The sequence below is a fragment of the Hydrogenophaga crocea genome (assembly GCF_011388215.1).
Taxonomy (GTDB): Bacteria; Pseudomonadota; Gammaproteobacteria; order Burkholderiales; family Burkholderiaceae_C; genus Hydrogenophaga; species Hydrogenophaga crocea.
Genome location: NZ_CP049989.1, coordinates 891,228 through 907,071, shown reverse-complemented (window position 1 = coordinate 907,071; position 15,844 = coordinate 891,228). Strand labels below are relative to the sequence as shown.

Genomic DNA, 15,844 nt, shown 5'->3' with positions numbered 1-15,844 from the left:
AAACCTTTTGTCTCCACCGCGATCCCTGACGCCATGACCCCTGATCTCTCCATCGTCCAGCTCATGCTCCACGCGACCTGGGTGGTCCAGGCCGTGGTGCTGCTGCTCGTGCTGATGTCGCTGCTCAGCTGGGCCGCGATCTTTCGCAAGCTGGGCACGCTCAAGCGCGTGAAAGGCAAGAACGACGAATTCGAGCGCGAGTTCTGGTCGGGCGCCAACCTCAACGAGCTCTACGCGGCGGCCACGCAGAACGCCCGCCAGGGCGGCCCCATGGAACGCATCTTCGCCAGCGGCATGCGCGAGTACCAGAAGCTGCGCGAGCGCCGCATCACCGACAGCGGCGCCCTGCTCGATGGCGCGCGCCGCGCCATGCGCGCGAGCTTCCAGCGCGAGCTCGACGTGCTCGAAGCCAATCTCTCGTTCCTGGGCACCGTGGGCTCGGTTGCGCCCTATGTGGGCCTGTTCGGCACGGTCTGGGGCATCATGCACGCCTTCACCGGCCTGGCCTCGCTGGCCCAGGTCACGCTGGCCACGGTGGCGCCCGGCATCGCCGAAGCGCTCGTGGCCACGGCCATCGGCCTGTTCGCGGCCATCCCCGCGGTGGTCGCCTACAACCGCTTCACGCACGACATCGACCGCGTGGCCAACGGCCTGGAGACCTTCATGGAGGAGTTCTCCAACATCCTGCAGCGCAACCTCGGCGTGCAACCGGCCCACCCCAGCGCCAGCGCATCGAGCTTCTGAACCCGCCATGGCCAAGCTCGCCCCCCGCGGCCGCGGCCGCCGCACCGTCAACGAGATCAACATGGTCCCGTTCATCGACGTGATGCTGGTGCTGCTGATCATCTTCATGGTCACGGCGCCGCTGATCACGCCGAGCCAGATCGCGCTGCCCAGCGTGGGCCAGGCCCAGCGCCAGCCCGACCGCTTCGTGCAGGTGGTGATCGACAAGAACGAAGAGCTGCGCGTGGTCGAAGGCCGCGCGAGCGCCGAGGGCGTGCCCGTGCCCCTGAACCTGCTCGCGCTGCGCGTGCGCGAGTTGCAAAGCGCCGAGGGCAGCGACCCGGCGACCGTGCCCGTGATCATCAGCGCCGACAAGACCGTGCGCTACGAGTCCGTGGTCCGGGTGATGGACACGTTGCAGAAGAACGGTGTGCAGCGCGTGGGCCTCGCGGTGCAGGCCGGCCGCTGATCGACGCCGTTGCCAGACCCCATGCGATCCACTGCCGACCACCTCGACCTCGCCCCGCCGCCCACCGGCCGCTGGGGCGGCGCCGTGGGCAAGGCCGTCGTCGTGCATGCCCTGCTCATCGCCGCCCTCACCTGGGGCGTGAGCTGGCGCCGCGACGCCGTCACGCCCGCGGTCGAGGCCGAGATCTGGTCGCGTCTGCCGCAAGAGGCCGCGCCACGCGCCGTCGAACCCCCGCCGCCGCCGCCCGCGCCGGCCCCCCCATCGCCGCCACCGCCGCCGGCTCCCGCGCCGCAACCGGCGCCGCCGCCGCCCCCACCGGCCCCGGCCCCCGCGCCCGCCCAGCCCGACATCGCGACCCAGCAAGCCAAGGCCAAGGCCGAAGCCGCCGCGCGCGAGCGCGAACAACGCCGCCTGGCCGAAGAAAAGCGCGAGCGCGAACGAGAGCTGGCCGAGAAGAAAGCGGCGGCCGAGAAAAAGGCCGCGGCGGAAAAGAAGGCGGCCGCCGAAAAAGCCGCCGCCGAGAAGAAGGCCCAGGCCGAGCGCGAGCGCCAGCAGCGCCTGGCCGAAGAGAAGCGCGCGGCCGAGAAGAAGGCCGCCGACGAGCGCCGCCAGGCCCAGGTGCAGGAGCAGCTGCGCAAGGAACAGCTGGCCCGCATGATGGGCCAGGCCGGCGCCAGCGGCGGCCCGCAGAGCACGGGCACAGCGCAACAGTCGAGCGGGCCATCGTCGAGCTATGCGGGCAAGGTGGTGGCGCGCATCAAGCCCAACATCGTGTTCACCGAGGTGGCGCCGGGCAACCCGCGCGCCGAGGTCGAGGTGAAGGTGGCCCCCGACGGCACCATCACGGGCCGCCGCCTCACCAAGAGCAGCGGCAACCCGGCCTGGGACGAAGCGGTGCTGCGCGCCATCGACCGCACGGGCACGCTGCCGCGCGACATCGACGGTCGCGTGCCGCCTTCGATGCTGCTGGGACTGCGGCCAGAAGACTGATCAGACCCGGTCCACGCTGTTGCGCCGGATCCATGCGGCCAATGCCGCCTCGTCAATGGCGCCTGCGGCAACGTTCAGCATGGTCAGCGTTGCGTCGGCCTGTGTGGCCACGAGCCGCCGACCGTTCAGATAAAGGAACAAGCCCATCGCGAGGAAGGCCGCGCGTTTGTTGCCATCGACAAAAGCATGGTTCTTGGCCAGACCCACCGCATAGCTGGCAGCCAGATCGGCCACGTCGGGCGCGCCATAGGCCGCGAGATTTCGAGGTCGACCCAGCGCGGACTCCAGCAGTCCTTCGTCCCGAAGCCCTGCGCGCCCGCCGTGCTCCGCGAGGCTTTCGTCGTGCAGGAGCATCAGCGCGCCCCTGTCGACCCAGCGCCAGTTCATTTGGCCAGTTGATGAAAGGTGTCGCGGTAGTCCCGCATGAAGGCGCGGCCCGCCTCGATCTGCTCCTCGAGTGACGGGTCATACGGCGTCAACACCAGGCCTTCGGGGGTTTCTGTCAGGAAGACGGTCTGCCCCTTCTCCAATCGCAGCTTGGCCAAGGCCTCCTTGGGCAGGATCACGCCCACGGAATTGCCGATCTGGGTGAGTTTGAGCGTGTGCATGGCGGCGCCTCGTCGTTATAACGGGCGTAATACTAAGGGGCGCCGCGCCCTCAGGTCAATCGAACACGATCTCCGCGCGCTGCTCGTGCGCCTGCGCGGTCCAGCTCGCGAGCGCTGCGTCGGTGGGGAAGAACAGCGCGCGGTCGTCGAGCTGCAGTTCGCACTGCGCGCCCGCGCGCTGCAGCGCCAGCCGCACCGGCAGGCCACGCACCAGCTCGCCCTGCTCGGTCTCCTCGCGCTTGGGCGGGAATTCGCGCACCAGCTGCGCAATGGCCGGCGCGTGGCCGTTGACCGCCACGCGCAGGTACTTGCCGAAGCGGCAGCGCGCCGTGGCCAGGTCCCAGATCTGCTGCAGCTTCAGGCGCAGGCCGCCCGAGAAGCGGTCGGGCTGGGCCACGGCCTGCACCACGATGAGCTCGTCGTCCTTGAGCAGCGCGCGGTGCTGGTTGATCAGGTTCTCGTCGGCGCTGGTCTCGAGCACCGCGGTCTTGTCGTCGATCTTGAACAGCGCGAGCTTGCCGCGCTGGCCGTTGATGACGCGGAAGTCGGTGACGATGCCCGCGAGGATCACCGGGTCGCGGCTGTCCACCACGTCGACCAGGCGCGTGCGCGCGAAGCGCCGCACCTCGCGCTCCACCTCGTCGAACAGATGGCCCGAGAAGTAATAGCCGATGGCGCTCTTCTCGTTGGTGAGCTTTTCCTTCACGCCCCAGGGCGTCACGCGCACCAGGTCGGGCTCCTGCGTGCTCGAGCCATGGCCCGCTTCACCGTCCGGGCCGCCGAGCATGTCGAACAGCCCGCCCTGGTGGGCGTTGGCCTGCGTGGTCGCGGCGTACTCGAAAGCGATGTCCAGCGAGGCCAGCAGCTCGGCGCGGTTGAGGTGCAGGGTGTCGAAGGCCCCGGCCTTGATCAGCGCCTCGACCGTGCGCTTGTTGATGCGCGAGCGGTCCACGCGCAGGCAGAAGTCGAACAGGCTGCGGAACGGGCCGCTCTCGTTGCCGTTCGGGCCTTCGCCGCGGCCTTCGCGCGCGGCCACGATGGCCTCGATGGCCTGCTGGCCCGTGCCCTTGATGGCCCCCAGGCCGTAGCGGATCAGCTTGTCGGTGACGGGCTCGAAGCGGTAGCCGCCGCGGTTGACGTCGGGCGGCTCGAAGGCCATGCCCATCTTCTGCGCGTCCTCGAACAACACCTTGAGCTTGTCGGTGTCGTCCATTTCCACGGTCATGTTCGCGCAGAAGAACTCGGCCGTGTAATGAACCTTGAGCCAGCCCGTGTGGTACGCGAGCAGCGAGTACGCGGCGGCGTGCGACTTGTTGAAGCCGTAGCCCGCGAACTTCTCCATCAGGTCGAAGATCTCGTCGGCCTTGTCCTGATCGATGCCGTGGGTGGCGAGCGCACCGGCGCGGAATTTCTCGCGGTGCTCGGCCATCTCCTCGGCCTTCTTCTTGCCCATCGCGCGGCGCAGCAGGTCGGCGCCGCCGAGCGAGTAGCCGCCCAGGATCTGCGCGGTCTGCATCACCTGCTCCTGGTAGACCATGATCCCGTAGGTCTCGCTGAGCATGTCGGCCACCGCGGGGTGCGGGTACACCACCTCTTCGCGGCCGTGCTTGCGCGCCACGAAGCTGGGGATCAGGTCCATCGGGCCTGGCCGGTACAGCGCGTTGAGCGCGATCAGGTCTTCGAGCCGCGTGGGCTTGGCGTCGCGCAGCATGCCCTGCATGCCGCGGCTTTCAAACTGGAACACGGCCTCGGTCTGGCCGCGCGCGAACAGCGCATACACCTTGGGGTCGTCGAGCGGCACGTCCTCGAAGCGGAAGTTCTCGCGGCCCTTGTGGCGCTTGACGATGAACTCGCGCGCGATCTCCAGGATGGTCAGCGTGGCCAGGCCCAGGAAGTCGAACTTCACCAGGCCGATGGCCTCGACGTCGTCCTTGTCGTACTGGCTCACGGCCGAATCGCTGCCCGGCTGCGCGTAGAGCGGGCAGAAGTCGGTCAGCTTGCCCGGGGCGATCAGCACGCCCCCGGCGTGCATGCCCACGTTGCGCGTCATGCCCTCGAGCTTTTGCGCGAGCTCGATCAGGGTCTTGACGTCTTCTTCCTTCTGCACGCGCTCGGCCAGCACCGGCTCCATCTCGAGCGCGTAGTTGTTCTTGTCGCCCTCTTTCTTGGGCACCGGCGGGTACTGCAGGGTCACGCTCATGCCGGGCTTGTTGGGCACGAGCTTGGAGATGCCGTCGCAGAAGCCGTACGAGAGGTCGAGCACGCGCCCCACGTCGCGGATGGCCGCGCGCGCGGCCATGGTGCCGAAGGTGGCGATCTGGCTCACCGCCTCCTTGCCGTACTTCTGCTTCACGTACTCGATGACGCGGTCGCGGTTGCCCTGGCAGAAGTCGATGTCGAAGTCGGGCATGGACACCCGCTCGGGGTTGAGGAAGCGCTCGAACAGCAGGTTGTATTGCAGCGGGTCGAGGTCGGTGATCTTGAGCGCGTAGGCCACCAGCGAGCCCGCGCCCGAGCCGCGGCCCGGGCCCACGGGGCAGCCGTTGTTCTTGGCCCAGTTGATGAAGTCGCCCACGATCAGGAAGTAACCCGGGAAACCCATCTTGAGGATGGTGCCGATCTCGAACTCGAGCCGCTGCACGTAGCGCGGGCGCTGCTGGTCGCGCACGGCCGGGTCGGGGTAGAGGTGGGCCAGGCGCTCTTCCAGGCCCTCGTACGAGGACTGGCGGAAGAAGTCGGCCATGGGCATGGGCACACCGTCGATCAGCGGCGTGGGGAAGTTGGGCAGCTGCGGCTTGCCCAGCACCAGCGTGAGGTTGCAGCGGCGCGCGATCTCCACCGTGTTGGCCACGGCCGAAGGCAGGTCGGCGAACAGCGCGGCCATGTCGGCCGCGGGCTTGAACCACTGCTCGCGCGTGAAGCGGCGCACGCGCCGGTTGTTGGCCAGGATCTCGCCCTCGGCGATGCACACGCGCGCCTCGTGCGACTCGTAGTCGTCGGCGGTGAGGAATTGCACCGGGTGCGTGGCCACCACCGGCAGGTGCAGCCGCGCGGCCAGTTGCACCGCGGCCACCACGTGGCGCTCGTCGTCGGCGCGGCCGGCGCGTTGCAGCTCCAGGTAGAAGCGGTGCGGAAACAGCGAGGCCAGTTGCAGCGCGAGCTCGCCGGCGCGCTGCGCGTCACCGGCCAGCAGCGCCTGGCCCACGGGGCCCGCCTGCGCGCCCGACAGCAGGATCAGGCCGGCGTTGAGTTCTTCGAGCCACTCGCGCTTGATCACGGCCTGGTCGCGCACCACGTTGCGCGTCCAGGCGCGCGCGAGCAGTTCGCACAGGTTGAGGTAGCCCTGCTTGTCCTGCACCAGCAGCAGCACGCGCGGCAGCGGCGGCTGGTGCGCGCCCGGCATGGCGTTGGGGGTTTCTTCGCTGAAGCCCTGCAGCAGCACCTCGGCGCCGATCACGGGCTTGACACCCTTGTCGCGGCCCGCCTTGTAGAACTTGACGGCGCCGAACAGGTTGTTGAGATCGGTGATGGCCAGCGCGGGCTGGTGGTCGGCCGCGGCGGCGGCGATCACGTCGTCGATGCGGTTGGTGCCGTCGACGACGGAGAACTCGGTGTGCAGGCGCAGGTGTACGAACATCGCGCCGATTTTAGGAGGCCGTGGCGCCCGATCCGGCGCCACCCGATCAGTCCCGCAGGATGTGCAACACCTCGGAGCGGAACTCGCGGCTGTAGAGGATGGCGACCACCACCGTGGTGGCGATCACCATGGCCAGCGGCGACACGAACCAGCCCAGCAGGGCGAACGAAAAGTAGTACGCGCGCAGGCCGTCGTTCATGGTTTCGGCCGCGGAGGCCACGAGCGCGGCCGCGCGGTCGGCGTAGGCGCGGCGGTCGAACTCGCCCGATTCGAAGCGTTCGGGCGCTGGCATCGAGCCGATCACCAGCGCCACGAAGGTGTACTGCCGCATGGACCAGGAAAAGCGGAAGAACGAGTACACGAAGATCGCGATCAGCACCAGGATCTTGAACTCGAAGACCAGCAGCGTGGTGGCCTGCGCGAACGGGATCTCGCTCATGAGCTCGCTGGCCTTGTCGGTGGTGCCGAGCAGCGCGAACAGCGCGCCGATGACCAGGATCGAGGTGGACGAGAAGAACGCGGGCGTGGTCGAGAGGTTCTGCGTGATCAGGCCATCGAGCATGCGCGGGTCGCGCGTGATGGCCTGCTCCATCCAGTAGCGGCGGTAGCGGTTGGTGGTGGCCAGCAGCGAGGGCCGCTGCCGCGCCCAGGTCTTGGCGAACACCGCATAGCCCACCCACAACGAAAAAAAGCAGACCAGCGCAAGCCAGTCTGCCCAGGGGAGGATGGTCAGTATCTTCACGCGCCGGATGTTATCGCCGCGTGAAGCCCTGGCGGCATCAGCCCTTGAATTTCTTCGCGGTCGCCGCCACGCGCTCGCCGAACAGGCGGGCGGTTTCGAGGTCGCCCGGCAGCATCTCGTTGGCGCCGGCGTCCGAGGGGCTTTGCGCCATGGCGCCGCTGAACGAGCCGACGTAGTTCACGTCGTTGCGCTGCGCGGCCTTGCTGTTGCTGGGCATCAGGCCGGTGCCGACCCACACGCCGCTGTGCTGCATGGCCAGCGTGAACAGGTAGTGCAGCGTGGACAGCTTGTCGCCGTTCATGGTGGCGCTGTTGGTGAAGCCGGCGAAGACCTTGTCCTTCCACTTCTGCGAGAACCAGGCCTTGCTGGACGCGTCGGCGAACTTCTTGAACTGCCAGCTCACGGTGCCCATGTAGGTCGGCGAACCGAAAACGATGGCGTCGGCGGCGTCCAGGGCTTCCCAGCCGCCGGCCGGCAGGTTGCCGTCGGCGTCGATCGCGATCAGCTCGGCACCGGCGCCTTCGGCAACCGATTGCGCCATGCGCTGGGTGTGGCCGTAGCCCGAGTGGTAGACAACAACAACTTTGGTCATGGAATGGCTCCAGGGTTGAGGGAAATCACTGGCCACGCTTGGCGTCGAGGCTGAAGCCGCCGGCGCCGAAGGCCGCAAAGGCCAGCAGGCCGCCGACGATGGCGATGTTCTTGAAGAACATCAGCTGCTGCACCATCTGCTGCTCGGCCGGCACGGCCCAGTAGGCGTGGAAGAAGAAGCTCGCCACCAGCGTGAACACGGCCAGTGCGATGGCGGCCACGCGGGTGCGGTAGCCGATCAGCAGCGCCAGGCCGCCGAACAGCTCGATCACGAGCGCGGCAGCCACGCCCACGGTGGGCGCGGGCAGGCCCATGGCCGTGGCGTAGCCCACGGTGCCGGCGAAGCCGCCGATCTTGCTGAAGCCCGCGGGCACGAACAGGATGGCCAGCAGGATGCGGCCGATCAGGGACAGGGGGTTTTGCAGTGCGTTCATGGCTGAGTCCTTGAGAAGGGGTGAAAAGAAAAAAGGGGACCGGGAAAAAAACAATCAGCGTGCGAGGTCGAACACCAGCACTTCGGCGTCGCGGCCCTTGGCCAGGTGCAGCGCGGCTTCGCCGTCCATCACGGCGGCGTCGCCCGCCGAAAGCTGCTCGCCATTGACCTCGAGCGCGCCGCGCACCAGGTGCACATAGGCCTTGCGGGCCGGGTTCAGTTCGAGCGAGGCCTGCTCGGCGCCGTCGAACAGGCCCGCGTACATCGCGGCGTCGGCGTGGATCTTCACCGAGCCCTCGGCGCCGTCGGGCGAGGCGACCAGGCGCAGGCGGCCGCGCTTCTCGGCCTCGGCAAAGCCCTTTTGCTCGTAGCTCGGGGCAATGCCGCGCTGGTTCGGCTCGATCCAGATCTGCAGGAAATGCGTGGTGTCGTTGGGCGCGTGGTTGAACTCGCTGTGCATCACGCCGCTGCCCGCGCTCATGCGCTGCACGTCGCCGGGCGGAATGCCCTTGACGTTGCCCATGCTGTCCTTGTGCGCGAGGTTGCCGTGCAGCACGTAGCTGATGATCTCCATGTCGCGGTGGCCGTGCGTGCCGAAGCCGGTGCCCGGGGCGATGCGGTCCTCGTTGATCACGCGCAGGTTGCCCCAGCCCATCCAGGCCGGGTCGAAGTAGTTGGCAAAGGAGAACGAGTGGTAGCTCTTGAGCCAGCCGTGGTCGGCGTAACCACGGGCGTCGGAACGGCGGATCTGCATCATGGCTGGGGCTCCTGGTGAGGGGTTGAACGGGCCGGTACGGGACCGGCATGGGTATGAATTCTGGGCGTGCGCCCCCGCACCGGGTTCGCAGCGATTTGATGGCATCATTCAAATCATTTGAACGATTGAACCCGCCATGCCCACCTCTGGCACCATCCCGCGCAGCGCCCTGTCGGCCGACAACCTGGCCCTGATCGAAGCCGTGTCGCGCCTGGGCAGCATGGCCGCGGCGGCGCGCGAACTGGGCATGGTGCCCAGCGCCCTGACCTACCGCGTGCGCCAGATCGAGGACGCGCTCGACGTGCTGCTGTTCGACCGCAGCGCCCGGCGCGCCGTGCTCACGCCGGCCGGCGCCGAGCTGCTGCGCGCGGGCGAGTACCTGCTCAACGAACTCGACGCCGTGGCCCAGCGCGTCAAGCGCGTGGCCACGGGCTGGGAGCCGCAGCTCACCATCGCGGCCGACGCCTTGATCGCGCGCGACACCCTGTTCGAGCTCTGCGAGGCCTTCTACGCCACCGGCGCGCCCACGCAGCTGCGCATCCGCTCGGAAACCCTGTCGGGCACGCTCGAGGTGCTGCAGAACGGCCTGGCCGACCTCGCCCTGGGCATCGCGGCGCAGATTTCCTCGCCCGGCCTGCAGTCGGCCACGCTGGGCAGCGTGAGCTTCGTCTACGCCGTGGCGCCGCACCACCCGCTGGCTGCGGTGGAAGGCAGCCTGAGCGAGCAGGACATCCGCCCCCACCGCGCCGTGGCCGTGGCCGACAGCACGCAGCGCGGCCGCGGCATGAGCCACAACCTGCTGCCCGGACAGGACGTGCTCACCGTGCCCACCATGCACCACAAGCTCGAGGCCCAGCTGCGCGGCCTGGGCTCGGGCTTTCTGCCGCTGCCGCTGGCCCAGCCCTACATCGCCGCGGGCCGGCTGGTGGTGAAGTCGGTGCAGCAGACCGAGCGCCAGATCCGCGTGGCCTATGGCTGGCACAGCACGCGCGTGGCCGGCGACAGCGGCCGCGCGCTGCGCTGGTGGCTCGACCAGCTCAAGCACGAGCGCACGCGCGACGCGCTGCTCAACCGCCACCACCAGCAGTGAAGGCCCCATGGCGGCGCGCCGGAGCGCGCTGCTACAGTCGCCCCACCCTCGCACGCCCAACGCCATGAAACGATCCAGCCCGACCGCTCGCGCTTCCGAATCGCTCCATTTCGCCGTGGTGGGCGCCGGCATGGCCGGCGTGGCCTGCGCGCGCACCCTGCTGCAGGCCGGCCACCGCGTCACCCTGCTCGAAAAGAGCCGCGGCTTCGGTGGCCGCATGGCCACGCGCCGCACCGAGTTCGGCGGCTTCGACCACGGCGTGCAGTACTTCACCGTCCGCGACGAGCGCTTCGAGCGCGTGCTGCGCGCCACCGCCACCAGCGCGGTGCGCGCCTGGAGCGCCAGCACCGTGCGCGTGCTCGACGCCTTCGGCCACGTGCTGGCCAGCGCACCGCCGCCCACCGAGCCGCACTTCGTGGCCGCGCCGGGCATGAACGCGCTGGTCACGCTCTGGGCCCAGCCGCTGCTGCACCCCGAGCAGCACGGCGGCCTGCCCGCGCAGACCCTGCTCAACACCCGCGTCAGCCGCATCGAAGCCGACGCCCTGCACCCCGGCCAGTGGCAGCTGCGCTGCGAAGACAGCACGGGCGGCGACGGCGGCCAGCGCGTGCTTGGCGGCTTCGACCGCGTGCTGCTCGCCATCCCGCACCCGCAGGCGCACGACCTGCTGCTCGCCTCGGGCGTGGCGCCCGCGCTGCGCCAGGCGCTCACGCCCGTGCACGTGGCGCCGTGCTGGACGCTCATGGTCGCTTTCCCGCAGGCCATGCAGCCCGGCCTGGCCCACCTGGGCCCGCAGTGGAGCGCGGCGCGCAGCACGCACCACCGCATCAGTTGGCTGGCGCGCGAATCGAGCAAGCCTGGGCGCGACCCGATCGAGCGCTGGACCGTGCAGGCCAGCCCGGCCTGGTCGACCAAGCACCTCGAAGACGACCCCGAGCGCGTGAAAGCCAAGCTGCTCAAGGGCTTTGCCGAGATCACGGGCATCCGCGCCACGCCGCCGCACGCCGTGGTGCACCGCTGGCGCTACGCGCAGACCCAGACCCCGCTGGGCCGCAGCCACCTGCTCGACGCGGCGCTGGGCATCGGCCTGTGCGGCGACTGGTGCCTGGGCCACCGCGTCGAAGACGCCTTCGTCTCGGGCCTGGAGCTCGCGCTGGCCCTGGCCTGAGGTGTCCTACCGCGGCCGCTTCGCCCCTTCGCCCACGGGCGCGCTGCACGCGGGCTCGCTGGTGGCCGCACTCGCGAGCTGGCTCGACGCCCGCGCCCACCGCGGCGCCTGGCTGGTCCGCATCGAAGACGTGGACGGCCCGCGCTGCGTGCCTGGCGCCGACACGCTCATCCTCGAACAGCTCGCCGCCTGCGGCCTCCTGAGCGACGAGCCGGTGCGCTGGCAATCGGCGCGCGGTGCCGCCTACCAGGCCGCGCTCGATCGCCTGCTCGCCCAGGGCGACGCCTTCGCCTGCGCCTGCACGCGCCAGGACATCGAACGCGCGCTGCAGGCCGCGGGCACGCCGCGCGAGCGCCACGCCGCAGCGCCCTACCCCGGCACCTGCCGGCCCGAACGCGGCGGCCTGGCCGGGCGGCCCGCACGCGCCTGGCGCTTTCGGGTGCCGGCACAGGCCGAGGTGGCCTGGACCGACCGCCGCCTGGGCCCGCAGACGCAGGACGTGGCGCGCGCCGTCGGCGACTTCATCGTGCGGCGCGCCGACGGCCTCTGGGCCTACCAGCTCGCGGTGGTGGTCGACGACGCCGACCAGGGCATCACCCACGTGGTGCGCGGCGAAGACCTGGCCGACAACACGCCGCGCCAGATCCTGCTGCAGCGCGCGCTCGGCCTGCCCACGCCCGCATACCTGCACACGCCGCTGGTGCTGGGCGACAACGGCGAAAAGCTGAGCAAGCAGAACGGCGCCCAGCCGCTCGACCTGCGCGAGCCGCTGGCCGCGCTGAACGCGGCCGCGCAGGCCCTGGGCCTGCCCGCGGCCAGCGGCCCGCTGCCCGATGCCCTGGCCAGCTGGACCGCCGCCTGGACCGCGGCCTGGGCGCAGCGCCGGCCCGCCTAAAATCCCGGCCCTTCAAGGCCGCCTTCCCATGACCGATCCCCGCCACGCGCAGCCGCGCACCCCGCCCACCGACGTGCCCTACCTGCGCCAGGTCAAGAGCTACGTGCTGCGCGCCGGCCGCACCACCACCGCCCAGGCCAAGGCCTACGAGCAGTACGGCCCGCGCCTGCTGCTGCCCTTCGACAAAGAGCGCCCCTTCGACGCGCGCGCCGCCTTCGGCCGCGATGCGCCGCTGGTGCTCGAGATCGGCTTCGGCATGGGTGGCGCCACCGCGCACATCGCCAGCGTGCGGCCCGAAGACAACTTCCTGTGCTGCGAGGTGCACGAGCCCGGCGTGGGCGCGCTGCTCAAGCTCGCGGGCGACGGCGGCCTGGACAACATCCGCATCGTGCGGCACGACGCGGTCGAGGTGCTCGACCACATGCTCGGCGAGGCCAGCCTGGACGGCGTGCACATCTTCTTTCCCGACCCCTGGCACAAGACCAAGCACCACAAGCGCCGGCTGATCCAGGGACCGTTCGTGAACCGGCTGGCCAGAAAGCTCAAGCCCGGCGGCTACCTGCACCTGGCCACCGACTGGCAGCCCTACGCCGAGCAGATGCTCGAGGTGCTGCGCGCCGAGCCGCTGCTGCACAACACGGTGTCCGACGAACACGGCGGCTACGCGCCCAAGCCCGACTACCGCCCCCTCACCAAGTTCGAGAATCGCGGCCTGAAGCTCGGCCACGGTGTGTGGGACCTGGTATGGCGCACCGCCCCAAAAACCCCCTGATCCCCACGCGCGAAGGCCTCTCGCCGAGCTGCGTCGCGATCCCCTTCGCCAAGCCTGTGCCCTGGGGCTCGGTGCTGCAGTTCCTGAGCGAGCGGCTGCCCGTGGTGGCGCCGCTGGCCTGGGCGCAGCGCCTGGCCCAGGGCGACGTGCTCGACGACGAGGGCCGGCCCGTGGCGGCCGACGCGCCCTGCGTGCCGGGCGCGCGCCTGTACTACTGGCGCGAGATCGAGGGCGAGGCCGCGATCCCGTTCGAAGAACGCATCGTGTTCCAGGACGAGCACCTGCTGGTGGCCGACAAGCCGCACTTCATGCCCGTGACCCCCACGGGCCGATACGTACGCCACAGCCTCATGGTGCGGCTGAAGCGGCGCACCGGCATCGACACGCTCAACCCCATCCACCGCATCGACCGCGAGACCGCGGGCCTGGTGGTGTTCAACCTGCGGCCGCAGGACCGCAACGCCTACCACGCGCTGTTCCGCGACCGACAGGTGCACAAGCGCTACGAGGCGATCGCGCCGCACGACCCCGCGCAGGCCTTTCCGCAGACGCGCCGCAGCCGCATCGAAGAAGACGTGGAGGCCTTCTTCCGCATGGTCGAGACCGAAGGCGAGGCCAACAGCGAAACGCGCATCGAGCGGCTCGAGGTGCGCGGCGACTGGGCGCGCTACGCGCTCGAGCCCCTGACCGGCAAGCGCCACCAGCTGCGCGTGCACCTCGACGCGCTGGGCCTGCCCATCGCCGGCGACCGGTTCTACCCGCGCGTGCGCCGCGGCCCCGACGAGGCCGAGGACTTCGCCGAGCCGCTGCGCCTGCTCGCACAGGGCATCGCCTTCACCGACCCGGTCACGGGGCAGGCGCGGCGCTTTCAGAGCAGGCTGGGCCTGGACTGGCCGGCACCGGCGGCATCGGACGCCGACTGAAGCCCCTGCGCGATCAACAGCGCGGTGAGCCCCACCATCAGCGCGAGCACCGTGACGCGCAGCGGCGTGTCCAGGCGCTCCCCGCGGGCCACCAGCGCGCTCAGGCTGCCCATGGCACCGAGGTGGGCAAAGGTGGGCGCAATGCTGTGCGCTTCGCCGATCTTCAGCCCCACGGAGCGGTCGACCAACACGCCGATCAAGCCCAAGGCGAGCGCCCCCAGCGCGGTCGCGGCCATGAAACGCACCTCGTCGCGGGGCGCGTCGACCGGCATCACCGGCGTCGGGGACACGGGGTCCATGCGGTCCTTGCCCTTGTCGGCGACGTCCGAGGCGCGCGCTTCGGTCACCGCCTTCGTGCGCGCGCGCGCGGCCCGCAGCACGTGGGGCCGGGCGGCGGCGGTGCCGCCCCCCGCATCCCGCGGCTGCACAGGACGGATCGCCGGCGCCGATTCGCGCGAACGCGCGCGCGCCCGGGCCTGTTCGAGCGCCGCGACACATGCGTGCCGTTGCGCTTCGAAGGCCTCCATGGACGCGCGGGCCACCACGATGTCGCGCTCGGCCTCGCTCAGTTGCTGCTCACACAGGCCGATCTGCAGTCGCAGATAGTCCCGCTGGTCCTTGTCGCGCCCGCGGGCCGCGCGCGCCGCCGATTGCTGCTCGCGCAGGACACCGAGCCTCGCCGCCAGCCGGGCCACGGTGTGGCCCGCTTCCTCGGCGCAGCGGCCGGCCTGGCGCAGGGACTGGTCGATGCGCTCGATCTGGCCGGACAGATCACCGGCGGCCAGCGGCTGCGGCACCGCCGTGCCGGCGGTCTCGGCGCCGTTGCGGTGATGGGGAAAGGAAGCGGCCGTTGCCGGCACCTGGCCTTGCGTGCGGCCGGTGCCGCCCAGGCTGATAGCGTTCATGGGTACAGGGGGGAGTGGAAGGAACCGCCTGAGTCCGGGCCCCGGCGGGGCGGTTCCGGCCCGCGATGACGATGCCCTGACGGGCACCTGAACACTAAGGACTCAGGCCCCGCCCTGGCGCCGCCCGGCGCGCGACCGGCAGTCGCCCCCACCGTCCGCACGAACCGCCCGCGAACGGCCCCGGGGCCGCGCAAGCCAAGATGTCGGGGCCCGCCGCGAGCCGCTCGCCCGATGTCCATGCCCCGCCTCAACACCGACACCCCCGCCGCCGTCCTGCAAACGCTCAACAACGACGGCGCGGTACTTCCCCCCCGAACCACCTGCGACGTGTTCTCGCGCACCGATGCCAAGGTGCGCTGCATGGTGTGCAACGCCCCGGCCATGAAGGGCAACGAGGCGCTGGTGGTGGTGGTGCTCATGGGCGCCAGCCGCCACGACCAGCGCGAAGCGGCCACGGCCCTGCAGCGCCTGCTCGGCGACGGCAGCGACGCGGCCGTGGGCCTGCGCTGGCTGCAGGCCGGCGGCGTCACGCTCATGCTCGCGCCCTGGAGCGCGCGCGAGATGGTGCGCGGCGTCGCGCAGTCGGTGGCCGCGGGCTGGCACCCTCAGCGCGTCACGGTCGACGGCGCGCGCCTGGACAACGACGGCGTGGTGGTGGTGCCCGGCCCCGGCTCGCAGGGCGACCTCGCGGTCGAGATCCGCCAGACGCTCGAACACTTCGCCGCCGACACCGGTTCGCTTTGGGAGCAGGCACGGCGCTTCTTCTCGGGCCGCCAGGAACCCAAGCGCTGGGAGCTGCCCATGGGCTGCAGCGTGGTGGAGCGCCTCGAAGGCCGCCAGGTGTGCTGGGACATCGGCTTCGAGGACATGCGCAAGCTCGAACGCGCGGTGGAACTCGTGGAGGCCCGCCTGGCCCTGCGCAAGGACCCGCTGCTGCACTACGGCAGCGCCGCCAGCGACGAGGACGCCGTGGAAACGCGCATGCCCTCGATCCAGCTCAGCGCGCCCGCGCACTCGCGCGAAGCGCGCGCCCAACTCGCGCGGCTGCTGCGCAATGTGCTGTTCCTGATCGGGCGCCTGGGCTTCGCGACCTCGCGCCCGGCCGACCTGCGCGATTCGATCGGCCAGCCGGGCTGACCAG

Annotated in this window: 17 protein-coding genes; 9 read left to right on the top strand and 8 right to left on the bottom strand. The window is 70.5% G+C overall.

Annotated elements, in window-relative coordinates:
* Window positions 1-33 precede the first annotated feature (33 nt).
* From tolQ to tolA, 3 genes are read left to right on the top strand one after another with little or no spacing between them, the layout of a single operon-like run.
* Window positions 34-744, top strand: coding sequence for a protein TolQ (gene tolQ, locus G9Q37_RS04335; protein ID WP_166225075.1), 711 nt, complete (start codon window positions 34-36; stop codon window positions 742-744).
* Between the two features lie 7 nt (window positions 745-751).
* Window positions 752-1,192, top strand: coding sequence for an ExbD/TolR family protein (locus tag G9Q37_RS04330; RefSeq protein ID WP_166225072.1), 441 nt, complete (start codon window positions 752-754; stop codon window positions 1,190-1,192).
* Between the two features lie 21 nt (window positions 1,193-1,213).
* Complete coding sequence (tolA, locus tag G9Q37_RS04325; RefSeq protein WP_166225069.1) at window positions 1,214-2,182, top strand: cell envelope integrity protein TolA; 969 nt, start codon at window positions 1,214-1,216, stop codon at window positions 2,180-2,182.
* On the opposite strand, the gene G9Q37_RS04320 is transcribed toward tolA, so the two are convergent.
* Genes G9Q37_RS04320 through G9Q37_RS04290 form a run of 7 tightly spaced genes read right to left on the bottom strand, consistent with a single transcriptional unit; the run spans window position 2,183 to window position 8,950 of the window.
* Window positions 2,183-2,569: a type II toxin-antitoxin system death-on-curing family toxin gene (locus G9Q37_RS04320; protein ID WP_166225066.1), complete on the bottom strand. Its 387-nt coding sequence runs from the start codon at window positions 2,567-2,569 to the stop codon at window positions 2,183-2,185. It lies immediately after the preceding gene.
* On the bottom strand, window positions 2,566-2,790 hold the full coding sequence (locus tag G9Q37_RS04315) for an AbrB/MazE/SpoVT family DNA-binding domain-containing protein (RefSeq protein ID WP_166225064.1): 225 nt from the start codon (window positions 2,788-2,790) through the stop codon (window positions 2,566-2,568). Before G9Q37_RS04315 ends, G9Q37_RS04320 begins: the two co-directional genes overlap by 4 nt.
* Before the next feature lie 55 nt (window positions 2,791-2,845).
* The gene (gene dnaE / locus G9Q37_RS04310) at window positions 2,846-6,427 is read right to left on the bottom strand and encodes a DNA polymerase III subunit alpha (RefSeq protein WP_166225061.1); all 3,582 of its coding nucleotides are present in this window, start codon (window positions 6,425-6,427) and stop codon (window positions 2,846-2,848) included.
* A gap of 46 nt (window positions 6,428-6,473) precedes the next feature.
* The gene (locus G9Q37_RS04305; RefSeq protein ID WP_166225058.1) at window positions 6,474-7,169 is read right to left on the bottom strand and encodes a DUF599 domain-containing protein; all 696 of its coding nucleotides are present in this window, start codon (window positions 7,167-7,169) and stop codon (window positions 6,474-6,476) included.
* A gap of 37 nt (window positions 7,170-7,206) precedes the next feature.
* A complete protein-coding gene (locus G9Q37_RS04300; protein WP_166225055.1) occupies window positions 7,207-7,761 on the bottom strand; it encodes a flavodoxin family protein in 555 nt (184 codons plus the stop codon).
* Between the two features lie 25 nt (window positions 7,762-7,786).
* On the bottom strand, window positions 7,787-8,194 hold the full coding sequence (locus G9Q37_RS04295) for a DoxX family protein (protein ID WP_166225052.1): 408 nt from the start codon (window positions 8,192-8,194) through the stop codon (window positions 7,787-7,789).
* A gap of 54 nt (window positions 8,195-8,248) precedes the next feature.
* Entirely contained in the window at window positions 8,249-8,950 is a 702-nt protein-coding gene (locus G9Q37_RS04290) for a pirin family protein (protein ID WP_166225050.1), read from the bottom strand.
* A gap of 136 nt (window positions 8,951-9,086) precedes the next feature.
* On the opposite strand from G9Q37_RS04290, the gene G9Q37_RS04285 reads away from it, so the two are divergent.
* From G9Q37_RS04285 to G9Q37_RS04265, 5 genes are all read left to right on the top strand, one after another.
* Complete coding sequence (locus G9Q37_RS04285) at window positions 9,087-10,040, top strand: LysR family transcriptional regulator (protein ID WP_166225048.1); 954 nt, start codon at window positions 9,087-9,089, stop codon at window positions 10,038-10,040.
* 64 nt (window positions 10,041-10,104) lie between these two features.
* Window positions 10,105-11,208, top strand: a complete 1,104-nt coding sequence (locus G9Q37_RS04280; RefSeq protein ID WP_166225045.1) for an NAD(P)/FAD-dependent oxidoreductase — start codon at window positions 10,105-10,107, stop codon at window positions 11,206-11,208.
* A gap of 1 nt (window position 11,209) precedes the next feature.
* A complete protein-coding gene (gene gluQRS / locus G9Q37_RS04275) occupies window positions 11,210-12,103 on the top strand; it encodes a tRNA glutamyl-Q(34) synthetase GluQRS (protein WP_166225042.1) in 894 nt (297 codons plus the stop codon).
* 28 nt (window positions 12,104-12,131) lie between these two features.
* Window positions 12,132-12,875, top strand: coding sequence for a tRNA (guanosine(46)-N7)-methyltransferase TrmB (trmB, locus tag G9Q37_RS04270; RefSeq protein ID WP_166225039.1), 744 nt, complete (start codon window positions 12,132-12,134; stop codon window positions 12,873-12,875).
* The gene (locus G9Q37_RS04265) at window positions 12,848-13,798 is read left to right on the top strand and encodes a pseudouridine synthase (RefSeq protein ID WP_166225036.1); all 951 of its coding nucleotides are present in this window, start codon (window positions 12,848-12,850) and stop codon (window positions 13,796-13,798) included. Before trmB ends, G9Q37_RS04265 begins: the two co-directional genes overlap by 28 nt.
* Here the strand turns inward: G9Q37_RS04265 and G9Q37_RS04260 are convergent.
* Window positions 13,744-14,703, bottom strand: coding sequence for a hypothetical protein (locus G9Q37_RS04260; protein WP_166225033.1), 960 nt, complete (start codon window positions 14,701-14,703; stop codon window positions 13,744-13,746). The two genes, G9Q37_RS04265 and G9Q37_RS04260, sit on opposite strands and share 55 nt — an antisense overlap.
* Before the next feature lie 231 nt (window positions 14,704-14,934).
* On the opposite strand from G9Q37_RS04260, the gene G9Q37_RS04255 reads away from it, so the two are divergent.
* Window positions 14,935-15,840, top strand: coding sequence for a hypothetical protein (locus tag G9Q37_RS04255; protein WP_166225030.1), 906 nt, complete (start codon window positions 14,935-14,937; stop codon window positions 15,838-15,840).
* The last annotated feature ends 4 nt before the right edge of the window (window positions 15,841-15,844 follow it).

Excerpts from the sequence above, each read along its gene's own strand:
- tolQ (WP_166225075.1), top strand. The coding sequence starts at position 34 with ATGACCCCTGATCTCTCCATCGTCCAGCTCATGCTCCACGCGACCTGG.
- G9Q37_RS04330 (WP_166225072.1), top strand. The coding sequence starts at position 752 with ATGGCCAAGCTCGCCCCCCGCGGCCGCGGCCGCCGCACCGTCAACGAG.
- tolA (WP_166225069.1), top strand. The coding sequence starts at position 1,214 with ATGCGATCCACTGCCGACCACCTCGACCTCGCCCCGCCGCCCACCGGC.
- G9Q37_RS04320 (WP_166225066.1), bottom strand. The coding sequence starts at position 2,569 with ATGAACTGGCGCTGGGTCGACAGGGGCGCGCTGATGCTCCTGCACGAC.
- G9Q37_RS04315 (WP_166225064.1), bottom strand. The coding sequence starts at position 2,790 with ATGCACACGCTCAAACTCACCCAGATCGGCAATTCCGTGGGCGTGATC.
- dnaE (WP_166225061.1), bottom strand. The coding sequence starts at position 6,427 with ATGTTCGTACACCTGCGCCTGCACACCGAGTTCTCCGTCGTCGACGGC.
- G9Q37_RS04300 (WP_166225055.1), bottom strand. The coding sequence starts at position 7,761 with ATGACCAAAGTTGTTGTTGTCTACCACTCGGGCTACGGCCACACCCAG.
- G9Q37_RS04295 (WP_166225052.1), bottom strand. The coding sequence starts at position 8,194 with ATGAACGCACTGCAAAACCCCCTGTCCCTGATCGGCCGCATCCTGCTG.
- G9Q37_RS04290 (WP_166225050.1), bottom strand. The coding sequence starts at position 8,950 with ATGATGCAGATCCGCCGTTCCGACGCCCGTGGTTACGCCGACCACGGC.
- G9Q37_RS04285 (WP_166225048.1), top strand. The coding sequence starts at position 9,087 with ATGCCCACCTCTGGCACCATCCCGCGCAGCGCCCTGTCGGCCGACAAC.
- G9Q37_RS04280 (WP_166225045.1), top strand. The coding sequence starts at position 10,105 with ATGAAACGATCCAGCCCGACCGCTCGCGCTTCCGAATCGCTCCATTTC.
- trmB (WP_166225039.1), top strand. The coding sequence starts at position 12,132 with ATGACCGATCCCCGCCACGCGCAGCCGCGCACCCCGCCCACCGACGTG.
- G9Q37_RS04265 (WP_166225036.1), top strand. The coding sequence starts at position 12,848 with ATGGCGCACCGCCCCAAAAACCCCCTGATCCCCACGCGCGAAGGCCTC.
- G9Q37_RS04260 (WP_166225033.1), bottom strand. The coding sequence starts at position 14,703 with ATGAACGCTATCAGCCTGGGCGGCACCGGCCGCACGCAAGGCCAGGTG.
- G9Q37_RS04255 (WP_166225030.1), top strand. The coding sequence starts at position 14,935 with ATGTCCATGCCCCGCCTCAACACCGACACCCCCGCCGCCGTCCTGCAA.